General features: G+C 53.8%; 21 protein-coding genes and 1 tRNA gene. 13 read left to right on the plus strand and 9 right to left on the minus strand.

The genetic code is table 11. The features are described 5' to 3' along the window. Nucleotides 1–58: 58 nt before the first annotated feature. The 5 genes from F822_RS13090 (at nt 59) to F822_RS13110 (ending at nt 4,475) form a co-directional block, all read left to right on the plus strand. A complete protein-coding gene (locus F822_RS13090) occupies nt 59–1,009 on the plus strand; it encodes a D-2-hydroxyacid dehydrogenase (RefSeq protein ID WP_025041543.1) in 951 nt (316 codons plus the stop codon). Nucleotides 1,010–1,338: 329 nt separating this feature from the next. Next, a complete protein-coding gene (locus F822_RS13095) occupies nt 1,339–1,758 on the plus strand; it encodes a rubrerythrin family protein (protein WP_025041542.1) in 420 nt (139 codons plus the stop codon). A gap of 119 nt (nt 1,759–1,877) precedes the next feature. Beyond that, nucleotides 1,878–3,209, plus strand: coding sequence for a heterodisulfide reductase-related iron-sulfur binding cluster (locus F822_RS13100; RefSeq protein WP_025041541.1), 1,332 nt, complete (start codon nt 1,878–1,880; stop codon nt 3,207–3,209). Between the two features lie 160 nt (nt 3,210–3,369). Next, nucleotides 3,370–3,957, plus strand: coding sequence for a DUF3501 family protein (locus F822_RS13105; RefSeq protein ID WP_025041540.1), 588 nt, complete (start codon nt 3,370–3,372; stop codon nt 3,955–3,957). Continuing rightward, complete coding sequence (locus F822_RS13110; protein WP_025041539.1) at nt 3,957–4,475, plus strand: CNP1-like family protein; 519 nt, start codon at nt 3,957–3,959, stop codon at nt 4,473–4,475. The genes F822_RS13105 and F822_RS13110 overlap by 1 nt, the downstream gene beginning before the upstream one ends. Before the next feature lie 65 nt (nt 4,476–4,540). Here the strand turns inward: F822_RS13110 and F822_RS13115 are convergent, their stop codons facing one another. From F822_RS13115 to rplU, 5 genes are all read right to left on the minus strand, one after another. Then, on the minus strand, nt 4,541–4,870 hold the full coding sequence (locus F822_RS13115) for a protein tyrosine phosphatase family protein (RefSeq protein WP_025041538.1): 330 nt from the start codon (nt 4,868–4,870) through the stop codon (nt 4,541–4,543). Between the two features lie 40 nt (nt 4,871–4,910). Continuing rightward, a complete protein-coding gene (gene proB / locus F822_RS13120) occupies nt 4,911–6,029 on the minus strand; it encodes a glutamate 5-kinase (protein WP_025041537.1) in 1,119 nt (372 codons plus the stop codon). A gap of 285 nt (nt 6,030–6,314) precedes the next feature. Further along, complete coding sequence (cgtA, locus tag F822_RS13125; protein WP_025041536.1) at nt 6,315–7,388, minus strand: Obg family GTPase CgtA; 1,074 nt, start codon at nt 7,386–7,388, stop codon at nt 6,315–6,317. Between the two features lie 82 nt (nt 7,389–7,470). Then, a complete protein-coding gene (gene rpmA, locus F822_RS13130; protein ID WP_025041535.1) occupies nt 7,471–7,728 on the minus strand; it encodes a 50S ribosomal protein L27 in 258 nt (85 codons plus the stop codon). A gap of 11 nt (nt 7,729–7,739) precedes the next feature. Further along, nucleotides 7,740–8,051 carry a 50S ribosomal protein L21 gene (gene rplU, locus F822_RS13135; RefSeq protein WP_025041534.1) on the minus strand — a complete coding sequence of 104 codons (312 nt, stop codon included), beginning with the start codon at nt 8,049–8,051 and terminating at the stop codon, nt 7,740–7,742. Nucleotides 8,052–8,244: 193 nt separating this feature from the next. On the opposite strand from rplU, the gene ispB reads away from it, so the two are divergent. The 4 genes from ispB to ampD all read left to right on the plus strand — a co-directional run bounded on the left by ispB (nt 8,245) and on the right by ampD (nt 10,815). Further along, a complete protein-coding gene (ispB, locus tag F822_RS13140; protein WP_025041533.1) occupies nt 8,245–9,213 on the plus strand; it encodes an octaprenyl diphosphate synthase in 969 nt (322 codons plus the stop codon). Between the two features lie 169 nt (nt 9,214–9,382). Then, nucleotides 9,383–9,459, plus strand: a tRNA-Pro gene (locus tag F822_RS13145). A gap of 483 nt (nt 9,460–9,942) precedes the next feature. Beyond that, a complete protein-coding gene (locus F822_RS15890) occupies nt 9,943–10,182 on the plus strand; it encodes a PP0621 family protein (protein WP_025041532.1) in 240 nt (79 codons plus the stop codon). A 72-nt stretch (nt 10,183–10,254) separates the two neighbouring features. Continuing rightward, nucleotides 10,255–10,815: a 1,6-anhydro-N-acetylmuramyl-L-alanine amidase AmpD gene (gene ampD / locus F822_RS13155; protein WP_025041531.1), complete on the plus strand. Its 561-nt coding sequence runs from the start codon at nt 10,255–10,257 to the stop codon at nt 10,813–10,815. On the opposite strand, the gene F822_RS13160 is transcribed toward ampD, so the two are convergent. Beyond that, nucleotides 10,804–12,477 carry an ABC-F family ATPase gene (locus tag F822_RS13160; protein WP_025041530.1) on the minus strand — a complete coding sequence of 558 codons (1,674 nt, stop codon included), beginning with the start codon at nt 12,475–12,477 and terminating at the stop codon, nt 10,804–10,806. The genes ampD and F822_RS13160 overlap by 12 nt on opposite strands. 206 nt (nt 12,478–12,683) lie before the next feature. Continuing rightward, entirely contained in the window at nt 12,684–13,778 is a 1,095-nt protein-coding gene (locus tag F822_RS13165; RefSeq protein ID WP_025041529.1) for a porin, read from the minus strand. A gap of 490 nt (nt 13,779–14,268) precedes the next feature. Here F822_RS13165 and F822_RS13175 point away from each other — a divergent pair, with 490 nt between their 5' ends. Beyond that, nucleotides 14,269–15,237, plus strand: coding sequence for an acetyl-CoA carboxylase carboxyltransferase subunit alpha (locus tag F822_RS13175; protein WP_025041527.1), 969 nt, complete (start codon nt 14,269–14,271; stop codon nt 15,235–15,237). Beyond that, nucleotides 15,206–16,636 carry a tRNA lysidine(34) synthetase TilS gene (gene tilS, locus F822_RS13180; protein ID WP_025041526.1) on the plus strand — a complete coding sequence of 477 codons (1,431 nt, stop codon included), beginning with the start codon at nt 15,206–15,208 and terminating at the stop codon, nt 16,634–16,636. Before F822_RS13175 ends, tilS begins: the two co-directional genes overlap by 32 nt. Nucleotides 16,637–16,728: 92 nt before the next feature. Here the strand turns inward: tilS and F822_RS13185 are convergent, their stop codons facing one another. After that, nucleotides 16,729–17,427, minus strand: a complete 699-nt coding sequence (locus tag F822_RS13185; RefSeq protein WP_025041525.1) for a pirin family protein — start codon at nt 17,425–17,427, stop codon at nt 16,729–16,731. Nucleotides 17,428–17,710: 283 nt separating this feature from the next. Next, nucleotides 17,711–19,360 carry an MFS transporter gene (locus tag F822_RS13195; RefSeq protein WP_036576280.1) on the minus strand — a complete coding sequence of 550 codons (1,650 nt, stop codon included), beginning with the start codon at nt 19,358–19,360 and terminating at the stop codon, nt 17,711–17,713. Between the two features lie 331 nt (nt 19,361–19,691). On the opposite strand from F822_RS13195, the gene radA reads away from it, so the two are divergent. Both radA and F822_RS13205 read left to right on the plus strand, forming a co-directional pair. Further along, entirely contained in the window at nt 19,692–21,053 is a 1,362-nt protein-coding gene (gene radA / locus F822_RS13200; protein WP_025041523.1) for a DNA repair protein RadA, read from the plus strand. Nucleotides 21,054–21,093: 40 nt separating this feature from the next. Next, nucleotides 21,094–21,906 carry a hypothetical protein gene (locus F822_RS13205; protein WP_036576277.1) on the plus strand — a complete coding sequence of 271 codons (813 nt, stop codon included), beginning with the start codon at nt 21,094–21,096 and terminating at the stop codon, nt 21,904–21,906. The last annotated feature ends 9 nt before the right edge of the window (nt 21,907–21,915 follow it).

Consider the following 21,915-nt stretch of genomic DNA (forward strand, 5'->3'; position numbering starts at 1 on the left):
AGCGCATACACCGGAATTATCTGGATTCTCCAGGTTGAATAAAGGCAGAAAAATACACATGAGCCATCACATCGTTTTTCCGGAGCGGGATTCACTCAAGGTGAGGGTGCGCCGGCCAAATTTTGAGCATACATACGAGGAATACGCGCAAACGACTTCTGATCAGATCGTGCCGCACCTGCAGCGTGCGACTGTGGCCATCATCAACAAATTGGGATTGAGCGACGAGATCCTTGCGGAATTGCCCAGGCTGAAGATGATAGCGATTGCCGCAACGGGATATGACGCCATCGATATTGCAGCCTGCCGCAGGCGTGGTATCGCGGTGGCGAATATCCGTAATTATGCGATTCATACCGTGCCGGAGCACGTATTCGCGATGGTGCTTGCGTTACGCCGCAACTTGCTGGCGTACCGGCAGGAGATTGAGCAGGGGGCGTGGCAGAAATCGGAACAGTTCTGTCTGTTTACGCATAATATAAGCGAATTGTTCGGCTCGACCATGGGCATTATCGGAGAAGGCGCTATCGGGCGCGGTACTGCTGCAATCGCGCGTGGGTTCGGCATGCGCGTTCTGTTTGGGTACCATCCGTCCACCAAGAAAAAAGATGTGCTGCTCACCCCTTTCGATCAGGTACTCGCCGAGTCGGACATACTCTCGTTGCATTGCCCCTTGTCGCCGGCTACGCGCAACATGATCGGCATTGATGAATTGCGCAAGATGAAGCGCAGCGCGTTGCTGATCAACACCGCGCGGGGTGGACTCGTCGATGAGGCGGCGTTGGTTCAGGCCCTGGAAGAAGACATTATTGCAGGCGCTGGCTTCGACGTACTCACCGTCGAGCCACCCAGGGAGGGCAATCCATTGCTCGACCTGTGTCGTCCCAATTTCATTCTTACACCACATATTGCCTGGGCCTCGGCTGAGGCAATGCACTTTCTCGCCGATCAGCTAATCGACAATATCGAAGCCTGGGTGGCCGGAAAGCCGCAGAATCTGGTTACCTGAGTAAAGAGGTTGATCGAGCGGAATTCTGTATGCATAGACTCGGTTTATCGTTTTTTATTTATCACCATCTCCATCCGGCTTAAGTGAATGCAGGCCATTTTTTGTATTGTTCAGTGCGATTGATCACGTCAGACGCAACCGGGCGCACACAAGCATAAACCGTATGCAAGCGACCGGTTGACAAGGTGAAGGCCCTTCGATAGTCTCTCAGGGTTAAGTTTTGGCCTGGTTTTGGGCCGCTTGAATTCATATGATTCGAGCATCCAGGCCGAATGGTCCGTGGATATGATCAGTTTGATTATTGGTACTTAAATAAGAGGAGGGGAAACATGGAACTTAAAGGATCGAAAACTGAAGAAAACTTGAAAGCTGCCTTTGCCGGAGAATCTCAGGCCAATCGCCGTTATCTCTATTTTGCAAGCAAAGCGGCTGTTGAAGGTCAGGATGATGTGGCAAACATCTTCCGCACGACGGCGGAAGGGGAAACCGGGCATGCCCATGGACATCTGGAGTATCTGGAGGCTTGCGGCGATCCGGCTACAGGTATGCCTTTCGGCTCATCCCGCGCCAACCTGCAAACGGCGATAGCGGGCGAGACGCATGAATATACAGATATGTATCCCGGCATGGCCAAATCTGCTCGCGACGAAGGTTTCGATGAAATCGCCGACTGGTTCGAGACGCTGGGCAAGGCTGAGCGCTCTCACGCCAATCGCTTCCAGAAGGTCCTGGATAATCTGGCTGATTGAGTCGTTGCAAGACAGGAATGGACCGGGTCGAGTGCCAGCATTCGATCCGGTCGGTTGTTCCGCTCTGACGCTCCGTTCTAAGTTCCATTTGTTTTATCCTTATACATTTTCATATCACCATGACCACTCGAGAAGGCAGTCTGGAGCGCCCCACGCGTCATCCGCTCGACTGGGAAAATCCGGATTTTTATGACGAGCCGAAGCTATTCAGTGAAATGGAGCGCGTCTTCGACATTTGTCATGGTTGCCGTCGCTGCGTCAGTCTATGCACGGCATTTCCGAGCTTGTTTGATCTTATAGACGAGGGAAGCACCGGTGAACTCGATGGGGTGGAGAAACAGAACTTCTGGAAGGTAGTGGATCGCTGTTATCTCTGCGATATGTGTTTCATGGCGAAATGCCCCTATGTGCCACCGCACCCATGGAATGTCGATTTTCCTCACCTGATGCTGCGTGCAAAGGCTGTCAAGCACAAAAAAGGCGACGTTCGCTTCCGTGATGAATTGCTTTCGAGCACGGATCTCATGGGTAAACTGGCCGCCATTCCGGTAGTGGCTCAGGCGGTAAACGCGGTAAACAAGACGCCGGTCGCCCGCAAGTTGATGGATAACGTACTGGGTATTCACGCCGAGCGGAAACTGCCGGATTATGACAGCCATAAATTTCGACCGAATGCGAGGATCAATCAATCTCATGAAGTCCGCGACGGTGACAGGACATCGGGGAAGGTTGCGATTTATGCCACGTGTTATGTCAATTACAATGAGCCCGGCATAGGGCATGATTTATTGAAGGTGCTTGACCACAACCAGATTCCCACGCGCCTGGTGGAAAAAGAAGCCTGTTGCGGAATGCCGAAGCTGGAACTGGGCGATCTGGATGCGGTGAAAGCGCTTAAAATCAGGAATATTCCCCCTTTGGCGAAACTTGCGAAGGAGGGGTACGCAATACTTGCACCTGTACCTTCTTGCACGCTTATGTACAAGCAGGAACTGCCGCTCATGTTTCCCGAGGATGAGGATGTGAAAGCGGTAGCCGCAGCAATGTTCGATCCATTTGAATACCTGATGTTGCGCAACCGGGACGGTTTGCTGAAAACCGATTTTAAGCAGCCGCTGGGTAATGTTTCGTATCACATTCCCTGCCATTTGCGCGTACAGAACATCGGGCAGAAAACCAGGGAAATGCTGCAAATGGTTCCCGATACGAAAGTAAGCGTCGTCGAACGATGCTCCGGCCATGATGGGACCTGGGGAGTAAAAAGTGAACACTTCGCCGATTCCATGAAAATCGGCAAACCGGTATTCAAGCAAATGGGGGCTTCCACGCCCGATTACATCAGTTCCGACTGCGCCATTGCCGCCCGGCATATTGAGCAGGGTATGGGTGACACCAAGGCGCAGAAGCAGCATCCGTTGACGCTGATCCGGATTGCTTACGGGCTTGACTGAACAGTTGGTTGAGCAATCGGCCTTCTTGCTTCGCTCCTGTTATTCCAGTTCGAGAATGGAGAGTGCAGGCGAGACACAAGACAGTGCGCAAGAGTACCGCGAGGAGCCGGGAACGATACCAAAAACGGCCTATTTTTTTAATGCAATGGAATAATAATTCATGCCTTCGATTACTCCTGGTAGTCTGATGACCCTGGAAACCTACGCTAAAGTGAGGCAGGAGTTCCGCGCTCGCGTAATGACGCATAAAAAAAACCGCAAGGTTCATCTGGGTGAGAATATCACGCTTATTTTTGAGGACGAGTTGACGGTGCGGTATCAAATCCAGGAAATGCTGCGGGCAGAGAAGATTTTTGATGAAGACGGCATACTTGCCGAGCTGGATGCGTATGGTCCTCTGGTTCCGGATGGCGCCAACTGGAAAGCAACCATGATGATCGAATATCCTGATCCGGTCGAGCGCGCCGCCAGGCTGGCGAAACTGATCGGTATAGAAGATAAGGTATGGGTCAGGATAAATGGCTGTGATCCGGTTTACGCCATCGCTGATGAAGATATGGAGCGTGAAAACGAAGAGAAGACATCCGCGGTGCATTTTCTGCGTTTTGAGCTCACCGGGGAAATGATAAAAGCGCTACATCAGGGTGTGTCCCTGAGCATGGGCATCGATCACAACGCTTACGAGATTACGGCTGAGCCGGTGCCAGCAGCGGTACGCGAATCGTTGATCAAGGACTTGACCGCATAATGAAAAGAGTCTTGCTGCTGCTATGCTTCTTGCCGGTTGCAGTTTACGCCCAGCAACAGAAATTCGAATATGAATTCGATCATGAGAGGCCCTGGGTCGAACTTCAGGCGCAATTGCCTCCCTATCCGGAGACGGAAAATCTGCTGCAATTCGATGCGGGTCCCGTCAGCACAAATCTTCACTATGTCGATGCCTTGTCCATCACGGTTGGAGAGGATGGCGTAGTGCGCTACACCCTCGTGATCACATCATCGGCTGGTGGGATGAACGTGAGCTACGAAGGAATACGTTGCCAAACCGCCGAAAAAAGAACTTACGCCTATGGCCGAAATGACCATACCTGGACGCGAGCGGGAAGGTCGAAATGGGCCGATCTAGAAACACTTAACCAGAACTATGCCCAGCGCGCGCTCTACAGATATTTTTTCTGTCCGCTTGGATTCGATATGGTGAGGGATGCGGATGAAGCTATCCAGGCATTGAAAGCAGGAATCCACCCGCGAGCGGTACGATATTAGGCGGAAGCGTACTTTTGCTGGTCAGGTGAAAATTTCTTCGAGACTAGCAGATCAGGTCGTGATTTTCACTGCGCACGCTCATAAAGCACTTTAGAGCGAATCCCCAAGCGGCAATAACCAAGTATGGGGCCGGGCAGTTCATCAATCGCCAGCTTGAACCGAGCAACTTGGGCGTCATTTATTTGTCCCGGCACAACCGGAAGGTAGGCAAATTCGAGGCCTGCTTCTTTTGCCGCTGACTCAAGTAGGTTGTGATCCGGATGGGCGCCACCGTCCTCGGTATCCGGTCGATTACAGATTACACTTCTGAAACCAGCCGCTTTAATATCAAGCAAATCCTCAACACTGATCTGTGGGCTGGCGGAAAAATTATCGTCTATTTTCGTAAGCTTCATTGAACATTTCTCAGAGTGAACAAGGCAATATTCTACGATATTAAAGCAGGACCATATTATCTCTATGGATGAGTTCCGGTTCACCTAAATAACCCAGAACAGTCTCGATTTCGCTACTTGCGCGCCGCAGAATTCTCCGGGTTTCCGCAGCGTTGTAATTAATGAGTCCTCGCGCAATTTCCCGTCCGATGGGATCGAGGCAGCCTACCAGTTCGCCGCGCTCGAAGGTACCAATGACATTTGTAACGCCTATCGGTAAAAGACTTTTGCCACCCACTGCAAGTGCTTCCACGGCGCCCTCATCCAGCATGATATTTCCGCGAATTTGCAGGTGGTCTGCAAGCCATTGTTTGCGCGCCGCCAGGGTCAGGGTTTCCGCCATTAGTTGCGTGCCAACGGCTTCTCCCTTTGCGAGACGAATCAGGACATCAGCCTCATGACCCGATGCGATGATGGTGTGAGCACCGCTGCGCGCCGCGCGCTTCGCTGCTATTACCTTCGTCAGCATGCCCCCGCGTCCTATGTCGCTGCCCGCCCCGCCGGCCATCGATTCAATGGCAGGGTCTCCAGCCCTGGCTTCTTCCACGAGCTTTGCGTGCGCATCCTTGCGCGGGTCGGCCGTAAATAATCCGCCCTGATCCGTAAGAATCACGAGCACATCGGCTTCAATCAGATTGGTTACCAGTGCAGCAAGCGTATCGTTATCGCCAAAGCGGATCTCGTCGGTCGCCACCGTGTCATTTTCGTTGATAACCGGGATGACGTTCATGCTTAATAGCGTGATCAGTGTCGAGCGCGCATTGAGGTAGCGTTTCCGGTCGGATAAATCCTCGTGAGTGAGCAGTATTTGCGCAGCCTGGATCCCATGGGTGCGAAAACAGTGTTCATAGGCCTGCACCAGCCCCATTTGCCCGACTGCGGCAGCCGCTTGCAGTTCATGCAATGCATGGGGACGTTTTTTCCATTTCAGGCGCCGCATGCCTTCCGCTATCGCGCCGGAAGAAACCAGTACGACCTCCTTGCCCATTTCCTTGAGCTTGGCAATTTGCTCCGCCCAGCCCGCAAGGGCTGTATGATCGAGCCCTTGCCCCTGGTTAGTGACGAGGCTGCTGCCAACCTTGATGACGATGCGCCGCGATTGTTTTAAAATGGATTCCATATCTGATTCTACGTTGTGGTCGCCGGATTATATGCATGCGCCAGGCCAAAGGATGAGGTAGATAGCATGCAGCTTCGTCATTTCCCTTTCACCCAGATAATTCATTAGGCGGCTCTGCGAGCCTACCCGAGTGCTGGCGGTCGGTTTTCGGCCATTTTCGCTACCTGCGCGGCGTCCATAGACCAAGCTATGGACTACTCTCAACCGGCAAAACTGTCTCGCAACCTGCCTCGCCATCATCTCGCGTCCTAATGGATTATCTGGGTTTAAAGAAAAGCCCGCGACCTAAGATTCCGGAGATTCCGGATGATGCGCGTCAGTTGGTGCAGGCTCCTGATTTTCAATTCCCGCTTCCTGCTCCAGATAATTCATGATGGCGTAGGTCAGCTCTTTGCAGCCTTCACCGGCCAGCGCTGAAACAATAAAGGTCTCTCCTTTCCAGCCGAGGTTGCGTACGAATTTTTTGCATGTTTTTTCCCGCTCATCTTCCGGTAGCAGGTCAACCTTGTTGAGTACCAGCCAACGCGGCTTTTGATACAGGGATTCGTCGTATTGGCTGAGTTCGTTCACGATGGCTTTGGCTTCACGCACGGGATCAACGTTTTCATCCAGCGGCGCTACGTCCACAACATGCAGCAACAGACGGGTACGGGTGAGATGTTTAAGGAAGCGGTGACCTAATCCCGCACCTTCCGCTGCCCCCTCTATCAGGCCGGGAATATCCGCCATCACGAAGCTGCGGTTCTGGTCCACGCGTACCAAGCCCAGGTTTGGATGCAACGTAGTGAAAGGATAATCCGCTACTTTAGGGCGAGCGGCCGAAACTGCGCGGATCAGCGTAGATTTGCCGGCATTGGGCATGCCTAGAAGCCCTACATCCGCCAGAACCTTGAGTTCCAGCTTGAGGTCGAACTCCTCCCCGGGTTCGCCCAGCGTAAACTGGCGGGGTGTGCGATTTATGCTGGATTTGAAATGCAGGTTCCCTAGCCCACCCTTACCCCCTTTGGCCAGCAAAACTTTCTGCTCGTTTTGCTTCAGGTCGGCGATTACTTCTCCGGTGTTGGTGTCTGTGATAACGGTGCCTACCGGCATGCGTAATATAATGTCGTCGGCCCCTTTCCCGTAGCAATCCGAGCCGCGTCCGTTTTCCCCTTTTTTGGCGCGATGCGTATGCGCAAAACGGTAATCCACCAGGGTATTGATGTTGCGGTCGGCAATGGCGAAAATGCTGCCGCCGCGTCCGCCGTCGCCGCCCGAAGGGCCGCCTTTAGGAATGAATTTTTCGCGGCGGAAACTGGCTACGCCGTCGCCTCCTTTGCCCGCGATGGTATGGATTATTGCTTCGTCTATATATTTCATGGATGATCTTGCCTGTTATCGGCGGTACAAACAAAAAAGCCCTATCGGTATGACAGGGCTCTTTAAGCGGAGATCAGTAATACTAGACCGGTACGACGCTCACTACTTTACGTTGTGGCGAGCCCTTGACGCCGAAATTGACCTTGCCGTCGATCTTGGCGAACAACGTGTGGTCCTTGCCCATGCCAACATTCTCACCGGCATGAACTCTCGTGCCGCGCTGACGAATGATGATACTTCCAGCCGGAATCAATTCGCCGCCAAAAGTTTTTACCCCCAGGCGTTTGGAATTCGAATCACGACCGTTTCTGGAACTGCCGCCTGCTTTCTTATGTGCCATGGTAAACTCTCCTAGACCGAAATGCCAGTAATCTGGATCTCGGTGTAATTCTGCCGGTGTCCTTGATGTTTCTGGTAGTGTTTGCGCCGGCGCAGCTTGAAAATGCGCACCTTGGCGTGTCTGCCTTGCTCCAGCACCGTGGCTTTGACCGAAGCGCCATCCAGCAAGGGTTTGCCCACCGAAACATTGTCCCCATCGGAAACCATCAAGACCTGGTCGATCAGGAGTTCACTCCCGATATCTGCCGGTACCTGTTCTATTTTGAGTTTTAGCCCGGCCTCAACGCGATACTGCTTTCCGCCGGTTTTTATGATTGCATACATATTATTGGATTCCTATGCTCTCGTACGAGAGTGACCTGAAAGAGGTGAGCGCGAATTATACATAGTCGCTCGCTTCAGGTCAAAGGCCTGTTGCGAATCAGTTTTGTGCCAAAATGTCGGGATGCACCCGCTGTTGAACTTGACACGGTGGCAGGGACGTTTCTACCATGGCATCTTTTTTGCAGGAACCTCAGTGTCAATTGAACGTATCAGAAGTCTTATCGCCCAGGATATGGGCGCGGTAGATGCAGTTATTCGAGAGAAACTCTACTCCGATGTGGAGCTTATCCGTCAGGTAAGCGAATACATCATCAACAGCGGCGGAAAACGCTTGCGGCCCGCACTTGTGATTCTCTCCGCCAATGCATTTCGCTATGCGGGGCGGTACCACTACAATCTTGCGGCAGTCGTGGAGTTCATACATACCGCGACATTGTTGCACGACGATGTCGTGGATGCTTCCGAGTTGCGGCGAAGCAAGGCAACAGCAAATGCTTTGTTCGGGAATGCCGCCAGCGTATTGGTGGGGGATTTTCTTTATTCTCGTGCGTTCCAGATGATGGTGGAAGTGGACAATATGCGCATCATGCAGGTATTGGCAGATGCGACCAACACCATTGCCGAAGGCGAAGTATTGCAATTGCTCAACTGTCGCGATCCGGATGTCGACGAGGAAAATTACCTGCGAGTGATCCGTTATAAGACCGCGAAGCTGTTCGAAGCAGCGACCCGGCTCGGCGCGATCCTCGGCAATGCCACGCCGGCGGAGGAGGAGGCGATGGCCGCCTATGGCATGCATCTCGGCACCGCGTTTCAATTAACCGATGACATGCTCGACTACTCGGGGGATTACCATGAAACGGGCAAAAATCTGGGAGACGATCTGGCGGAAGGCAAGCCTACGCTGCCGCTTATTTACGCCATGAGAACAGGATCAAGTGCGCAGGCGGCAATAATACGCAATGCCATAGAGCAGGGCGGCGAGGGTGGCTTCCAGCCGGTCCTGGAGGTTATCCAGCAAACCGGCGCACTGGATTACGCCAGGCAGCGGGCACAATCCGAATCCGAGATGGCGTCCAAAACGATTTCGTCGCTGCCTGATTCCAACTATAAGGAGTCCTTACTACAACTGAGCATATTTGCAGTGGCGCGAAATTACTAGGCGGTTTCCGCATCGGGATCATTGATCGGGTTTTTGTTCAATTTTGAGCGTTTTCCGAGCAGTTCCGGATTGCCGGGATATCTCTTCCTGCGTACAATTGCTGCCCACGGGCTTGAGAAGTTGACGCAAGTTGCGTATAACAAAAATAAGTGTTTTAAAACAACTAATTCGGGGTGTAGCTCAGCCTGGTAGAGTACTGCGTTCGGGACGCAGGAGTCGGAGGTTCGAATCCTCTCACCCCGACCATTCGTTCAATTCTTTTGTCTTTTCAATTTTTATCTCGCCTGAACGGAGCGATTCACAGGGGTTATGTAAAGTAAGCCCCTGACGCGAAATCGGGTTTCTCGATCGAGGCCGATAGTACATTTGCTGCGGGATCAGGTTCTGCTCCTGTTCCCGACTCCTTGGTATCCTCCGGCGCTCGTGTCTGAGACCTGAGAGAACGCTAAACGAGCTGTGCCACACAGCGATGGCAACGTCTGACGTCGCTTAATGATCATGGCGCCGACAGCGGCGCTTAGACACTTATAATCCACCTCTGCAGGGTTGGCGATCCGCGCGTCTGCTTTCACGGAAATGAAAGCTTCGGAAGAAGCCGGATAAAGCGGAATCAGGCATGGCCTCCATATTCTATGAAGCTTGCGCAGGATCACCCAAACGGTAGAATGTGACGACATGCCTTTCACTGGCATACACGACAAATCTTGATACTGAAGCGGAGATCACGCGTTGGGTAGACTGTTATTTTTTGCCCTTATCGTTGTATTTTTCATCTGGGTGATAAGAGGTTATCAGCGCGCAATTAAAAAGCAGCGAGAAGAGGCGAATAAAGCGTCGTCGTCAATCGAAGGCGAGGACATGGTGCGCTGCGTTCATTGCGGCGTACATTTGCCCAGAAGTGAAAGTATCACTTCAGAAGGCAAGTTTTTTTGTAGCGATGAACATCGCCGGTTGCACTTGCAGCCGTAGAACCACCTGCCCCGACCAGTGGCCAGTGAGCAAGGTCAAGGCGTGAGAGCGGCGTTTAAAGGCAGCCATCGGATGCGAATCGATGCGGCAGGCTATCTGGACGGGGCACGTTTCATTCTTTCCCCTAATTGCGACGAACGTCCCGCCGGATGCGCGATAAGCCTGCTGGTGATCCATAACATCAGCCTGCCGCCGGAAGAATTTGGCGGGGATGGCGTGATTGAATTATTCACCAACAGGATCGACCCCGAAGCGCATCCTTATTATCATGCCCTTCGCGGCCTTAAGGTTTCCGCGCATTTTCTCATCCGGCGTGAGGGCGAGACCATCCAGTTTGTTTCCTGCGAAAAACGGGCCTGGCATGCGGGTGAATCCTGCTGGCAGGGCACGAGTCGCTGTAACGATTTTTCCATCGGTGTAGAGCTTGAGGGCAGCGATACGACGCCTTTTACCGATCTCCAATACGAGGCTCTGGCAGCACTCACCCGAACGCTTCAAAGCAGATATCCCATTACCGGTATTGCCGGGCATTCGGATATCGCGCCCGGCCGAAAGACGGATCCGGGCTCCTGCTTCGACTGGGAGCGTTACCGCGCCGCGCTGCCTGGCGCGGACAACAGGTCATCGGGATGAAGCGCGGATTTTTTCCTTGGATGCAGGGTTACCGCTCCGGGAGCCGGCGTTGTCTGGTACGGCGACCTGACTTCCCCTCAAATAATCTTCATAGCTGCCCTTGAAATCGTTGATTCCATCCGGCTTCATTTCGATGATATGCGTTGCCAGCGAGGATACGAATTCACGGTCATGGGAGACAAAGATCAACGTGCCCGTATATTTTTCCAATGCGGCATTGAGGGATTCGATGGATTCCATGTCGAGATGGTTGGTCGGTTCGTCCATGAGCAGCACATTGTTTTTTTGCAACATGAGCTTACCGAACAACATCCGCCCTTCCTCGCCTCCTGAAATTACCGTCACCGATTTTCTTACTTCATCGCCGGAAAACAGCAGTCTTCCAAGCACGCTGCGCACAGCCTGATCATCATCGCTCTGGCGCCGCCATTGCGTCATCCAGTCTGTGAGCGACATATCTGTTTCGAAGTCGGCGGCATGATCCTGGCCAAAGTAACCGGGGCGAGCCTTCTCTGTCCACTTCACCTCTCCCGCATCGGGCGCCAGGTCCCCGGCCAGACAGCGCAGCAGCGTGGTCTTGCCGATACCGTTGGGGCCGATGATGGCGATTTTCTCGCCCGCCTCGACGTTGAGGCTGAATTTGTGAAGTATTGGTTTTTCCATGCCGGGAAACCGCTTGTCGATGCTTTGCACCGACACCGCCAGACGATGCAGTTTTTCACGCTCGTCCACATCAATGCGGATGTAGGGGTACTGCCGACTGGAAGGTTTTACATCTTCCAGTTTTATCTTCTCGATCTGGCGCGCACGGCTGGTGGCCTGCCGTGCCTTGGAGGCGTTGGCGGAAAAGCGGCTGACGAATGACTGCAATTCGGCAATCTGGGTTTTCTTCTTTGCGTTGTCGGTCAGCATGCGCTCCCGCACCTGGGTGGACGCGGTCATATAGTCGTCGTAGTTTCCGGGGTAGATGCGGATCTCCCCGTAATCCAGATCGGCCATGTGAGTGCAGACGCTGTTGAGAAAATGGCGGTCATGAGAGATGATGACGATGGTACTCTTGCTGGCGTTGATGACATCTTCAAGCCAGCGGATAGTGTTGATATCGAGGTTGTTGGTCGGCTCGTCCAGCAGCAGGATGTCGGGATCGGCAAACAATGCCTGTGCCAGCAATATGCGTAATTTGAATCCGGGGGCTATCGCGTTCATCGGACCCGTGTGCTGGGACAACGGGATACCCACTCCCATCAATAATTCTCCGGCACGCGCTTCGGCCGAATACCCGTCCAGCTCGGCAAATCGCGCTTCAAGATCCGCCGCATGCATGTACTCCGCTTCGGTGGCGTCCGGATTGGCATAGATCGCGTCGCGCTCCTGCTTTACGCGCCATAATTCATCGTGCCCCATCATTACCGTGTCGATTACCAGGCAGTTCTCGAAAGCGAACTGATCCTGGCGCAATTTGCCTACACGTTCGCCGGAGTCAACGCTGACATTGCCGGAAGTCGGCTCGAGGTCGCCCCCGAGGATTTTCATGAAAGTGGATTTGCCGCTGCCGTTGGCGCCGATCAGGCCGTAGCGGTTTCCGTCGCCGAATTTGACCGAGACATTCTCGAACAGGGGCTTGGCCCCGAATTGAATGGTAATATTGGCTGTGGTGATCAAGGTGATATGCCTGAAAAGGATTTGAAAAACCCTCTATTTTACACGTTTTTGGCAATGGAGTTTGATAGGGTCCGCCGAATATACTGGTGTGTTTCCGGAAAGGTTCCTATTATCCTTTATGAATAACGGATTACTCCTGACCATCCGAAAGAATATGCTTATTGAATCAGCGGAGTTTCGGCAAGGGTTCGGCAGGCGTAAATTAATCAGAAGCTGACCGCCAGCGATGTTGTCGTAAATATGCTGTTGGCTGACGTGCTACCGTCATCCCTGGTAAAAATGTTGTCATTGCTGCGCAATGTCCTGGCCTCGACGCGCCATAATATGTTATTGGCTATTTTGTAATCAAAATTGATCGAGAGGCCCAGTATTTTAAAACCTTTGGTTGTGCTGGATGGGATGATTACGCCATGCTTGTCATCATAGTATTCCGCTCTGGCCGCAATAGCGGTTTTTGCCGAAGGGGTATATCTCAGCATGATCTCTGGATTGAACCATGTATTCATACCGGAAGAGTTCTTGTGCTTCTGCTCGGTACCGATATCAAAGCCGACCATCGCGGTAAGCTTGTCATTCAGTTTTAAGGTTCCATAAAAATTGTGGAAATACCGCATGAGCCTGGCACTGTCAGATTTGTCGTTGCCGATAAATGTACTGCTATTCAAGGTTATTCTTGGCGAAAGCTTATAAGTGATTTGTGTACCGAATGCGGGGGTAGTATTACCCGCCACAGGTTGAATGCGCTGCCACCCATCCACAACTACCGCACTCAAATACCATTTTTCGTTTTCCGACGTGTAGCTGATTCTGGCGCCTGTTTCGAAATAGGGCGTATTTTCCGCGCTGATACTTCTGGTTAATGTCCAATTATCCTTGCCTATCGGGCTTTGAAAACCAATATGAGAGGGAAGAATGCCGGCATCCAGCCACAGGTTTTTATCTGAGGATAGTTTTATGCCGACATTTGCAAGGTAGACGTGTTTTAAAAAACCGGGTTCGGCTGCGTAATTCGCAGTCACGTAGCTACCCGCGGCGAATGCGAGGTTGGCCCGGGCATTGTTTGTCATATACGAGCCCTTGATTAAAGCCAGATTTAGTGCAAGCTGATCGTTTTTGCTATAGCTGACCAGAAACGACGGCTTTTTACCGACAAGATTATTGACATCGAAGTCATAGTAGGCTTCCGCGTAACCGCTGAGAGAAAACGGCGATGTCGGGCCGTTTGTTTGGACCGTGTAATCCTTTGCATGCGCTATCCTGCTTACCGGCAGAAAAGCAGCGGATGCGAAAAGCATTGTCATTGTCAGGCTGAAATATCTTGACGCTCGGGTTTTGGCATATATCACGGCAATGGATGAAGATCTCTCGGCTCGACGGCGGCCGAATCTATATATGATCCCAGATAATTCATTAGGCGGCTCTGCGAGCCTACGCGAGTGCTGGCGGTTAGTTTGCGGCCATTTTCGCCGCCATCTTTGCTACCTGCGCGGCGTCCATGGACCAGGCTATGGACTTCTCTCAACCGGCAAAACTGTCTCGCAACCTGCCTCGCCATCATCTCGCGTCCTAATGGATTATCTGGGATGATATCTCCAACAGCTTACAGCAAAAAGGCGACGCCGCTGTTGATACACCGGCCTTGAAAATGAGACGCAACTACCCTGAAGGTTCGTTAGAAACCGGTGCAGGTAACGCCCGCATTGCATCCATTTTTACTCTTTACCCGGAATGCGTTTTTTGGGTGACGCATGATCCTGTATCATTGCGTTTTTAAATTTACGCCCGTGTTGCATGAAAATTACTTTCCTGGATTTCGAGCAGTCCATTGCTGAGCTTGAAGCAAAAATTGAAGAACTGCGTTTTGCACAGGACGATTCAGCGGTGGATATCTCGGCTGAAATCCTGCGTCTGCAGAAAAAGAGTCAATCGCTGACCAACAGCATCTATGCGAAGCTTACACCTTGGCAGATTTCACAGGTCGCGCGGCATCCACAGCGTCCTAATACGCTTGACTATATCCAGCATCTATTCACCGATTTCGAAGAGCTTCACGGAGACCGGAGTTTTGCCGATGACTACGCCATCATCGGCGGATTAGCACGGTTTAATGGGCAATCGGTAATGGTTATCGGACAGCAAAAAGGACGTGACACCAAGGAAAAAATTCATCGCAACTTCGGCATGCCCCAGCCTGAAGGCTATCGCAAGGCATTGCGCCTGATGCGCCTGGCGGAAAAATTCAGTGTGCCTTTAATCACCTTCATCGATACGCCGGGTGCGTCACCAGGCATTGGTGCGGAAGAGCGCGGCCAGTCAGAGGCTATTGGACGAAATCTTTTTGTACTGGCGGAACTGAAAGTACCGGTGATCTGCACGGTTATCGGCGAGGGCGGTTCTGGCGGGGCGCTGGCAGTGGCGGTGGGGGATGTGGTGCAGATGCTGCAATATGCAACATACTCCGTCATCTCTCCTGAAGGTTGCGCCTCCATTTTATGGAAGAGCGCGGACAAGGCGCCGGAAGCTGCCGAGATCATGGGCATTACCGCTCATCGCCTCAAAACCCTGGGGTTGATTGACAAGATCATCAGTGAGCCGCCAGGCGGAGCGCATCGCGATTATCTGGCTACCATGCAGTCCGCCAGAAAATCATTGCAGGAATCGCTCAAGGAGTTACAAGGCTACTCCACGGAATTATTGCTGGAGAAACGTTTTGAGCGGCTGATGGGATATGGCAAATTCAAGGAAGTCAAAATCAAATAGCATTTCACGCAGAACTGAGAATGTGCTGCGTGAGCAGATTCAGTGCGGCGATCATCTGGCTATCGCATTGAGCGGCGGAGTGGATTCAGTCGTGCTGCTGGATTTGCTGGTGCCGGCATCGATTGAAATGCAGTTTTCGCTCTCGGCCATTCACGTCAACCACGGCATTAGCCCCAACACAGACAGGTGGAGCGAATTCTGCCGGGATCTATGCCGATCCAGAAACATTCCGCTCGAAATTGCCAAGCTGAAAATCAGGCGGGAACCCGGCGTCAGCCTGGAGGCGCTCGCTCGTGACGAGCGCTACCGGATATTCGAAAAAATCAAAGCAGATTACGTGGTGCTGGCTCAGCATCTGGACGATCAGGCTGAAACCCTGCTGCTGCAGTTGCTGCGCGGAGCGGGTGTGAAGGGCTTGGGGGCGATGCCGGTCGTCAGGAATCTGGCGCAGGGAAATGGTAAACAAGGATCAGAAGCCGGTGACGAGAAGTCGGGGCCGCAGGATGACAGGCCGCGAATACTCAGGCCATTACTTGACGTGTCCCGACGCGAGATCGAAGATTATGCCAGGGAGAATGGATTGCAGTGGGTCACCGATGAGAGCAACGAAGATGTATCTTTCGATCGGAATTTCCTGCGTCATGAGTTTTTCCCTCTACTGGAGAAGCGTTTTCCTTCTTATCGCACGACTTTCCTGCGCGCAAGCCGACATATGGCGGAGGCATCCACTCTGCTGGATGAATTAGCCGAGGCCGACAGCAGGGAATGTGTCGTCCCTGGAAAACTTCACATTGAAGATTTGCGGAAACTGAGTTTTCCTCGCGCCAGAAATCTGTTGCGCTACACCCTGGCGCAGCAGGGCGCAATACTCCCCAGTACAATAAAGCTCGAAGAAATTCTGCGGCAACTGCTGTCGTCCGGCCCAGACTCAAAACTGCGGGTGATTTTCGGCAATGCCGAAGTTCGCTGCTTCAAAGGCGCGGTTCACATGCGCAACCGGGATATGCCAGGGCCTGATGATTTGCCGGCCGTGGATTGGCAGGTGCCTTGGCATGGAGAAAAGCAACTGGTCATTGCCGAGCTTGGTGGTACGCTTATATTCACGCACGATAGCGGCATGGGGATCGATCTGCAAAAACTCTCCGAACATCCGGTCACGATCCGTCCGCGCCATGGTGGGGAGCGTCTGCGTCCGGATCGCAAGCGCCCGCGCCGCAGCCTCAAGAATCTTTTACGCGAGGCATCGCTCCCACCATGGGAGCGGGAAATGCTGCCGCTGATATTCAGTGGTGAACATCTCGTATGCGTACCGGGAATCGGTGTGAATTCCGACTTCCAGGCGACAGTAGGAGAACCGAGCCTGGTAATCCGGTGGCAGCCTGATACCCGGCTTGTTTGATCAGCGCCAGCAATGCTTTGGGCGGATTCTGCTGGTCGAGGGAAGAATGCAGCTGGACTCACCCTCAGTGTCGGCCATCCGCCATCCTTGGTTTATGCCAGCTCGAAAACAAGCACCTCCGCCTTTTGGCCTTGATCGAGAACCAGGTGACTTTCATCCGTAAGGCTGGCGCCGTCACCTGCATGCAAGCGGGTACCGTTCAGCGATACCTCGCCGCGCGCGACGTGAACATAAACATAGCCACCCGGTTCGATAATTTGTTCAACCCGTTCTCCGTCGTCCACCAGCGCGGCGAATAACTTCGCATCGGCGTGAATCTTTACGGACCCATCAGCGCTATCCGGCGAAGCAATCAATCGTAATCTCCCGCGCTTTTCTGTGTCGTCAAAATATTTTTCCTCATAGCCGGGAGAAATTCCTGTCTTGTTGGGCAAGAACCAGATTTGCAGAAAATGGGCTTTTTCGCTCTGGGAGGGATTGAACTCGCTATGTTGCACACCCGTGCCCGCGCTCATGCGCTGCACGCTGCCCGGGCGAATAATGGAGCCGGTGCCCATGCTGTCCTTGTGCGCAAGCGCGCCCTCCAGCACATAGCTGACGATTTCCATATCGCGGTGCCCATGCGTGCCAAAACCGCGCGCTGGCTCGACGGTATCATCGTTGATTACGCGCAACGTACGAAACTGCGTATGTTTGGGGTCGTAGTAATCCCCAAAAGAAAAACTGTGCCAGGAATTCAGCCAGCCAAGATTGGCATGACCGCGATCCTGGGCGCGACGTATATCTATCATGATTTGTTCTCCTTGTGGATAACGAAAATAAGGGCAGGAGCACGGCTGCGGTGAATGCAACTGCATTGGCAAAAACGAAGCGTGGTGAACCTGGCAGCCTGTCGGGCTTGAAGAAAATCGGCTGCAAAAGCGCAAAATGTCTGGGCGGTTCATATTTTGCCGCTTTTTCGACCAATAGAATTGGTATTGGCCTTCAAAATCCGCAAAATCTGCCCTCACCCAGTCACTTTTTCGCTGCGATTCTTCAAGCCCGGCAGGTTGCCAGCAAGGCAAGCCCGCCATTTTATGGGCTCGCTGCAACTGAACTGTCCGTGAGCGTCACTGGCGCACCGCCGACAAAATGAGTAACCCTTGGGGGTTTGCCGCCTGTGTGAAAACGGAGGGCATTTTCCTGAACACGCTGATCCTCGCGCGTGACACGCGTATGCTGACGCAAATGATCGAGCCACGAGTCATGCTGGAAGAGCTCGACATAGCGGCCGGGCAGCGTAATATCCTCAAAGATGCCCCAGGCAAACGCGCCATCGCGGCGGCGTAACGCGCCGAGCGGTTGCATCGCATCCAGGAAGGCCACGCGCTGGTCTAGCGCAACCTCGTATTCGATAGTCACCAGGACCGGGCCTCGGCGCCGATCCAGTACCTCCGCGGCGGGCGGGTGCGGCGCCCAATGATCGGATGGCGCCAGGTCAGGCGCTTCCCGTGCTCCCAGGCTGAATCCGCGGGTAGCCAGTGCTGCCGCCACGGCGCCCGCAGCCGACGCCACCAGGGCCGCAGGAATGCCGGCTTCCGAGGCAAACCATCCCCATAGTAGACTGCCGAGCGCCATTCCGGCGGAGATCACCATGATGTAGAGCGATAATGCACGGCCTCGAACCCAGGTGGGCACCGAGATCTGCGCTGCGACCTGCAGCGAAGACAGGACAGTGACCCAGGCGGCGCCGGAAATCAGCATGACTCCGTACAGTACCGCTTCGCTCCGGATCGTCGCCAGGGCTACCGTGGTCAGCGCATATACTATGCTCGCGACAAGCACCAGGCGGTCGCGTGAGACATGCGCCTGAAGCCTCGGTAAACTGATAACAGCGCCGACCGCGCCCATGCCGACAAAGGTCAGGAGGAATCCATAGGTTGCCGGACCGCCCGCAAGCTCATTGCGCGCGATCAGCGGGAGCAGCGCCCATGCGGAAATCGTGAAGACAATGAAAGCGGTGGCACGGATCAGGACGGCGCGAAACGGCGATGCCATGCGCGCATAGCGCAATCCCGCACGCAGCGCCTGGAAAAAGCGCTCAGGCGGCAGAGAGCGCTCATCCGGTTGAGGTTTCCAGTGCCACAGCATCAGTATCATGCCGATAAACGAGATTGCGTTAAGGCTATAGGCTGCCCATGCGCCCAGTTGGGACAGCATCAGGCCGCCAATGGCGGGGCCGATGGAGCGCGAGAGGTTCATCGACAGTGAACTCAGGGCAACAGCTTGCGGCAGCAGGTTTCTGGGAACGAGTTCGGGGCCGGTGACGTTCATTGCAGGTGTTGCCATGGATGCCCCGATGCCCATGGCGAAGGTCAGGATCAACAGATACAATGCATCGAGCTGATCGATGCCGGACAGGAAAGCCAGCGTGGCAGCTGCAAGCGCCATCCATATTTGTGTTGCGAGCAAATAGCGGCGCCGGTCGACGATATCGGTGAGCGCACCCGCAACCAGCGCGAACAGTACCATCGGCAATGATGCCGCTGCCTGTACGAGGGACACCATCACCGGCGAAGGGGAAAGGTCGGTCATCACCCAGCCGGAGGCTACCGCATTGATCCAGGTACCGATATTGGAACCGAGCGATGCGAGCCAAAAAAATCTGAACGTCTGTAACTTGAGCGGCGAGTACGCGCCGGGGATCGAGGTGTTCGAGGGGCTATCGTTGGTGGACGTGCTCATCAGGAAACCCCGGCTATAAAAAAACAGTGCTGTTGTTATTGACGACCAATGGATTATATAGCGCCAATTAGCGCACCGTTGATACCGCCCACGGGACCATGTGGTTTTGCTTGGCAGAATCCGCACGTAACGCTTGGGTTTGCCTGACAGCTGATGAAGACGGTAAGGCGTCCTTCATCGAATAATTTTTGTAATATCAGCGCAATTGCTATATATAGACCATGGCATTTATAAATCAATTCATTTATTCAAAACGTATTTTCCGAAATTGTGAAATGACAGGATTTATCCGCAACGACTGCGGAGCTATCCTGCCGAAAATAATTTTCTGATGGCTAAACCCAAATCCACTTATTCCTGCACCGAATGCGGCGGCCAGACCTTGAAATGGCAGGGACAGTGCCCGCATTGTCAGGCATGGAACACGCTGGTCGAGGCAATCGCCGAAAAAACCGTGACCCGTTTTACACCGGTATCCGAAACAGGACAGGTGCAAAGCTTGAGCGAGGTGAAGACGGGGGAAGAGCAGCGTTACTCCACCGGCATGGCCGAATTTGACCGGGTATTGGGTGGCGGCCTGGTGCATGGCGGCGTGGTGCTGCTGGGGGGAGATCCGGGAATCGGCAAATCCACGCTGTTGCTGCAAGCACTATGTCATATGTCGCAAATATCCGCTACGAGTAACGTATTGTATGTGAGCGGCGAGGAGTCGGCGCAGCAGGTGGCGCTACGGGCACAACGCATGACCCTGGATGCCAAGGCGATACATTTTCTGGCAGAAATACGGTTGGAAAAAATCCAGATAGCACTGGCGGAACGCAAACCGGATGTCGCGGTAATCGATTCCATCCAGACGATTTATTCCGACGCGCTGCAATCGGCGCCGGGTTCGGTCGCGCAGGTGCGCGAGTGTGCCGCTCAATTGACACGATTAGCGAAGGCCAGCGGCACGTGCATCATTCTGGTGGGCCATGTCACCAAGGAAGGGGCCCTGGCGGGACCGCGCGTGCTGGAGCACATGGTGGACACGGTACTCTACTTCGAGGGCGACACCCATTCCAGTTTTCGCCTGATTCGAGCTTTCAAGAACCGCTTCGGCGCGGTGAACGAACTCGGCGTGTTCGCCATGAGCGAAAAGGGTTTGCGCGAGGTGAGCAATCCTTCGGCCCTGTTTCTTTCCCACCACGGGGGACAGGTGCCCGGTTCGTGCATCATGGTGACGCAGGAAGGCACGCGCCCTCTGCTGGTGGAAATTCAGGCGCTGGTGGATGAGGCCCATGCGCCTAATGCCAGGAGGCTCAGCGTGGGGCTGGAACAGAACCGTCTGGCGATGTTGCTGGCGGTATTGCACCGCCATGCAGGCATTGCGTGCTTCGATCAGGATGTGTTCGTCAATGCGGTGGGTGGTGTGAAAATTACGGAGCCGGGTGCGGATCTGGCGGTATTGCTGGCTATTGTTTCTTCACTCAAGAACAAGCCGCTGCCGGAAAAAACGGTGGTGTTCGGTGAAGTCGGGTTGGCGGGAGAGATACGTCCGGTCCAGCGCGGCCAGGAGCGGCTGAAGGAAGCCGCGAAGCTGGGTTTTGTGCAGGCCATCGTTCCCAAGGCCAACAAGCCGAAGCAGGCAATTTCCGGCATCGAGGTCATTGCAGTGGAACGGGTGGAGGAGGCCGTCGCGCAAATGCGGCGGTGAAGCGCTGATATAACTCGGGAGAAGGGACATGGAGGGTCGGATGCGTTCCCGGTTGTGGTGGCTGGGCATTCTTTCGGCCGGGATGTTCCTGATTGCAGCGATTGTGCCGCCTATTCCCCAGCCCCAGGCATATCATCAGTTTGCCGATGCGCGCTACTTTTTCGGCATACCGAATTTTTGTGATGTCACGTCCGGCGTTGCCTTTCTGTTTGTCGGCGTAGCAGGTTTGCGGTTCCTGCTGGACCCTTGCGGGTGGGGGGCAGCGGGGGCATTCGTCGAGCCGTCCGAACGCTGGCCTTACCTGATTCTTTTCCTGAGTGTGGCAATGGCTTGCTTTGGCTCGGGCTATTATCACCTGATGCCCGATAACGACCGCCTGATGTGGGACCGGCTACCGATTGCCATCGGTATAACCGCACTGCTCGCCGCAACGCTCAACGAGCGCATCAATCCAAAGCTGGGCTCGCGGTTGCTGCCTGTGCTGGTCGCGATTGGAGCAGGAACGGTGGTGCACTGGCATTGGAGTGAACAGCGTGGCATCGGCAATCTGAACTTTTACGTCTTCGTACAGTTCTATTCATTGCTGACGGTTATCCTGCTTGCCATTTTTTTCCAGTCGAGATATACCCGCGGAGCTGATATTTACGTGGCGCTTGCGCTCTATGGCTTTGCCAAGCTTGCGGAACTCGAGGATCAGGAAATTTATGATCTCGGTCATGTGATAAGCGGTCATACGGCAAAGCATCTGCTTGCTGCCGCCGGCGTTTACTGTATCCTGCACATGCTTGGAAAACGCGAGCCCCTGCCGGAGAAACTGGAACGGCCGGAGCCGCGCGTTGCGCGCTTGTCGTAGCGCTTGTAT

Source organism: Nitrosospira briensis C-128, from assembly GCF_000619905.2.
Classification (GTDB): domain Bacteria; phylum Pseudomonadota; class Gammaproteobacteria; order Burkholderiales; family Nitrosomonadaceae; genus Nitrosospira; species Nitrosospira briensis.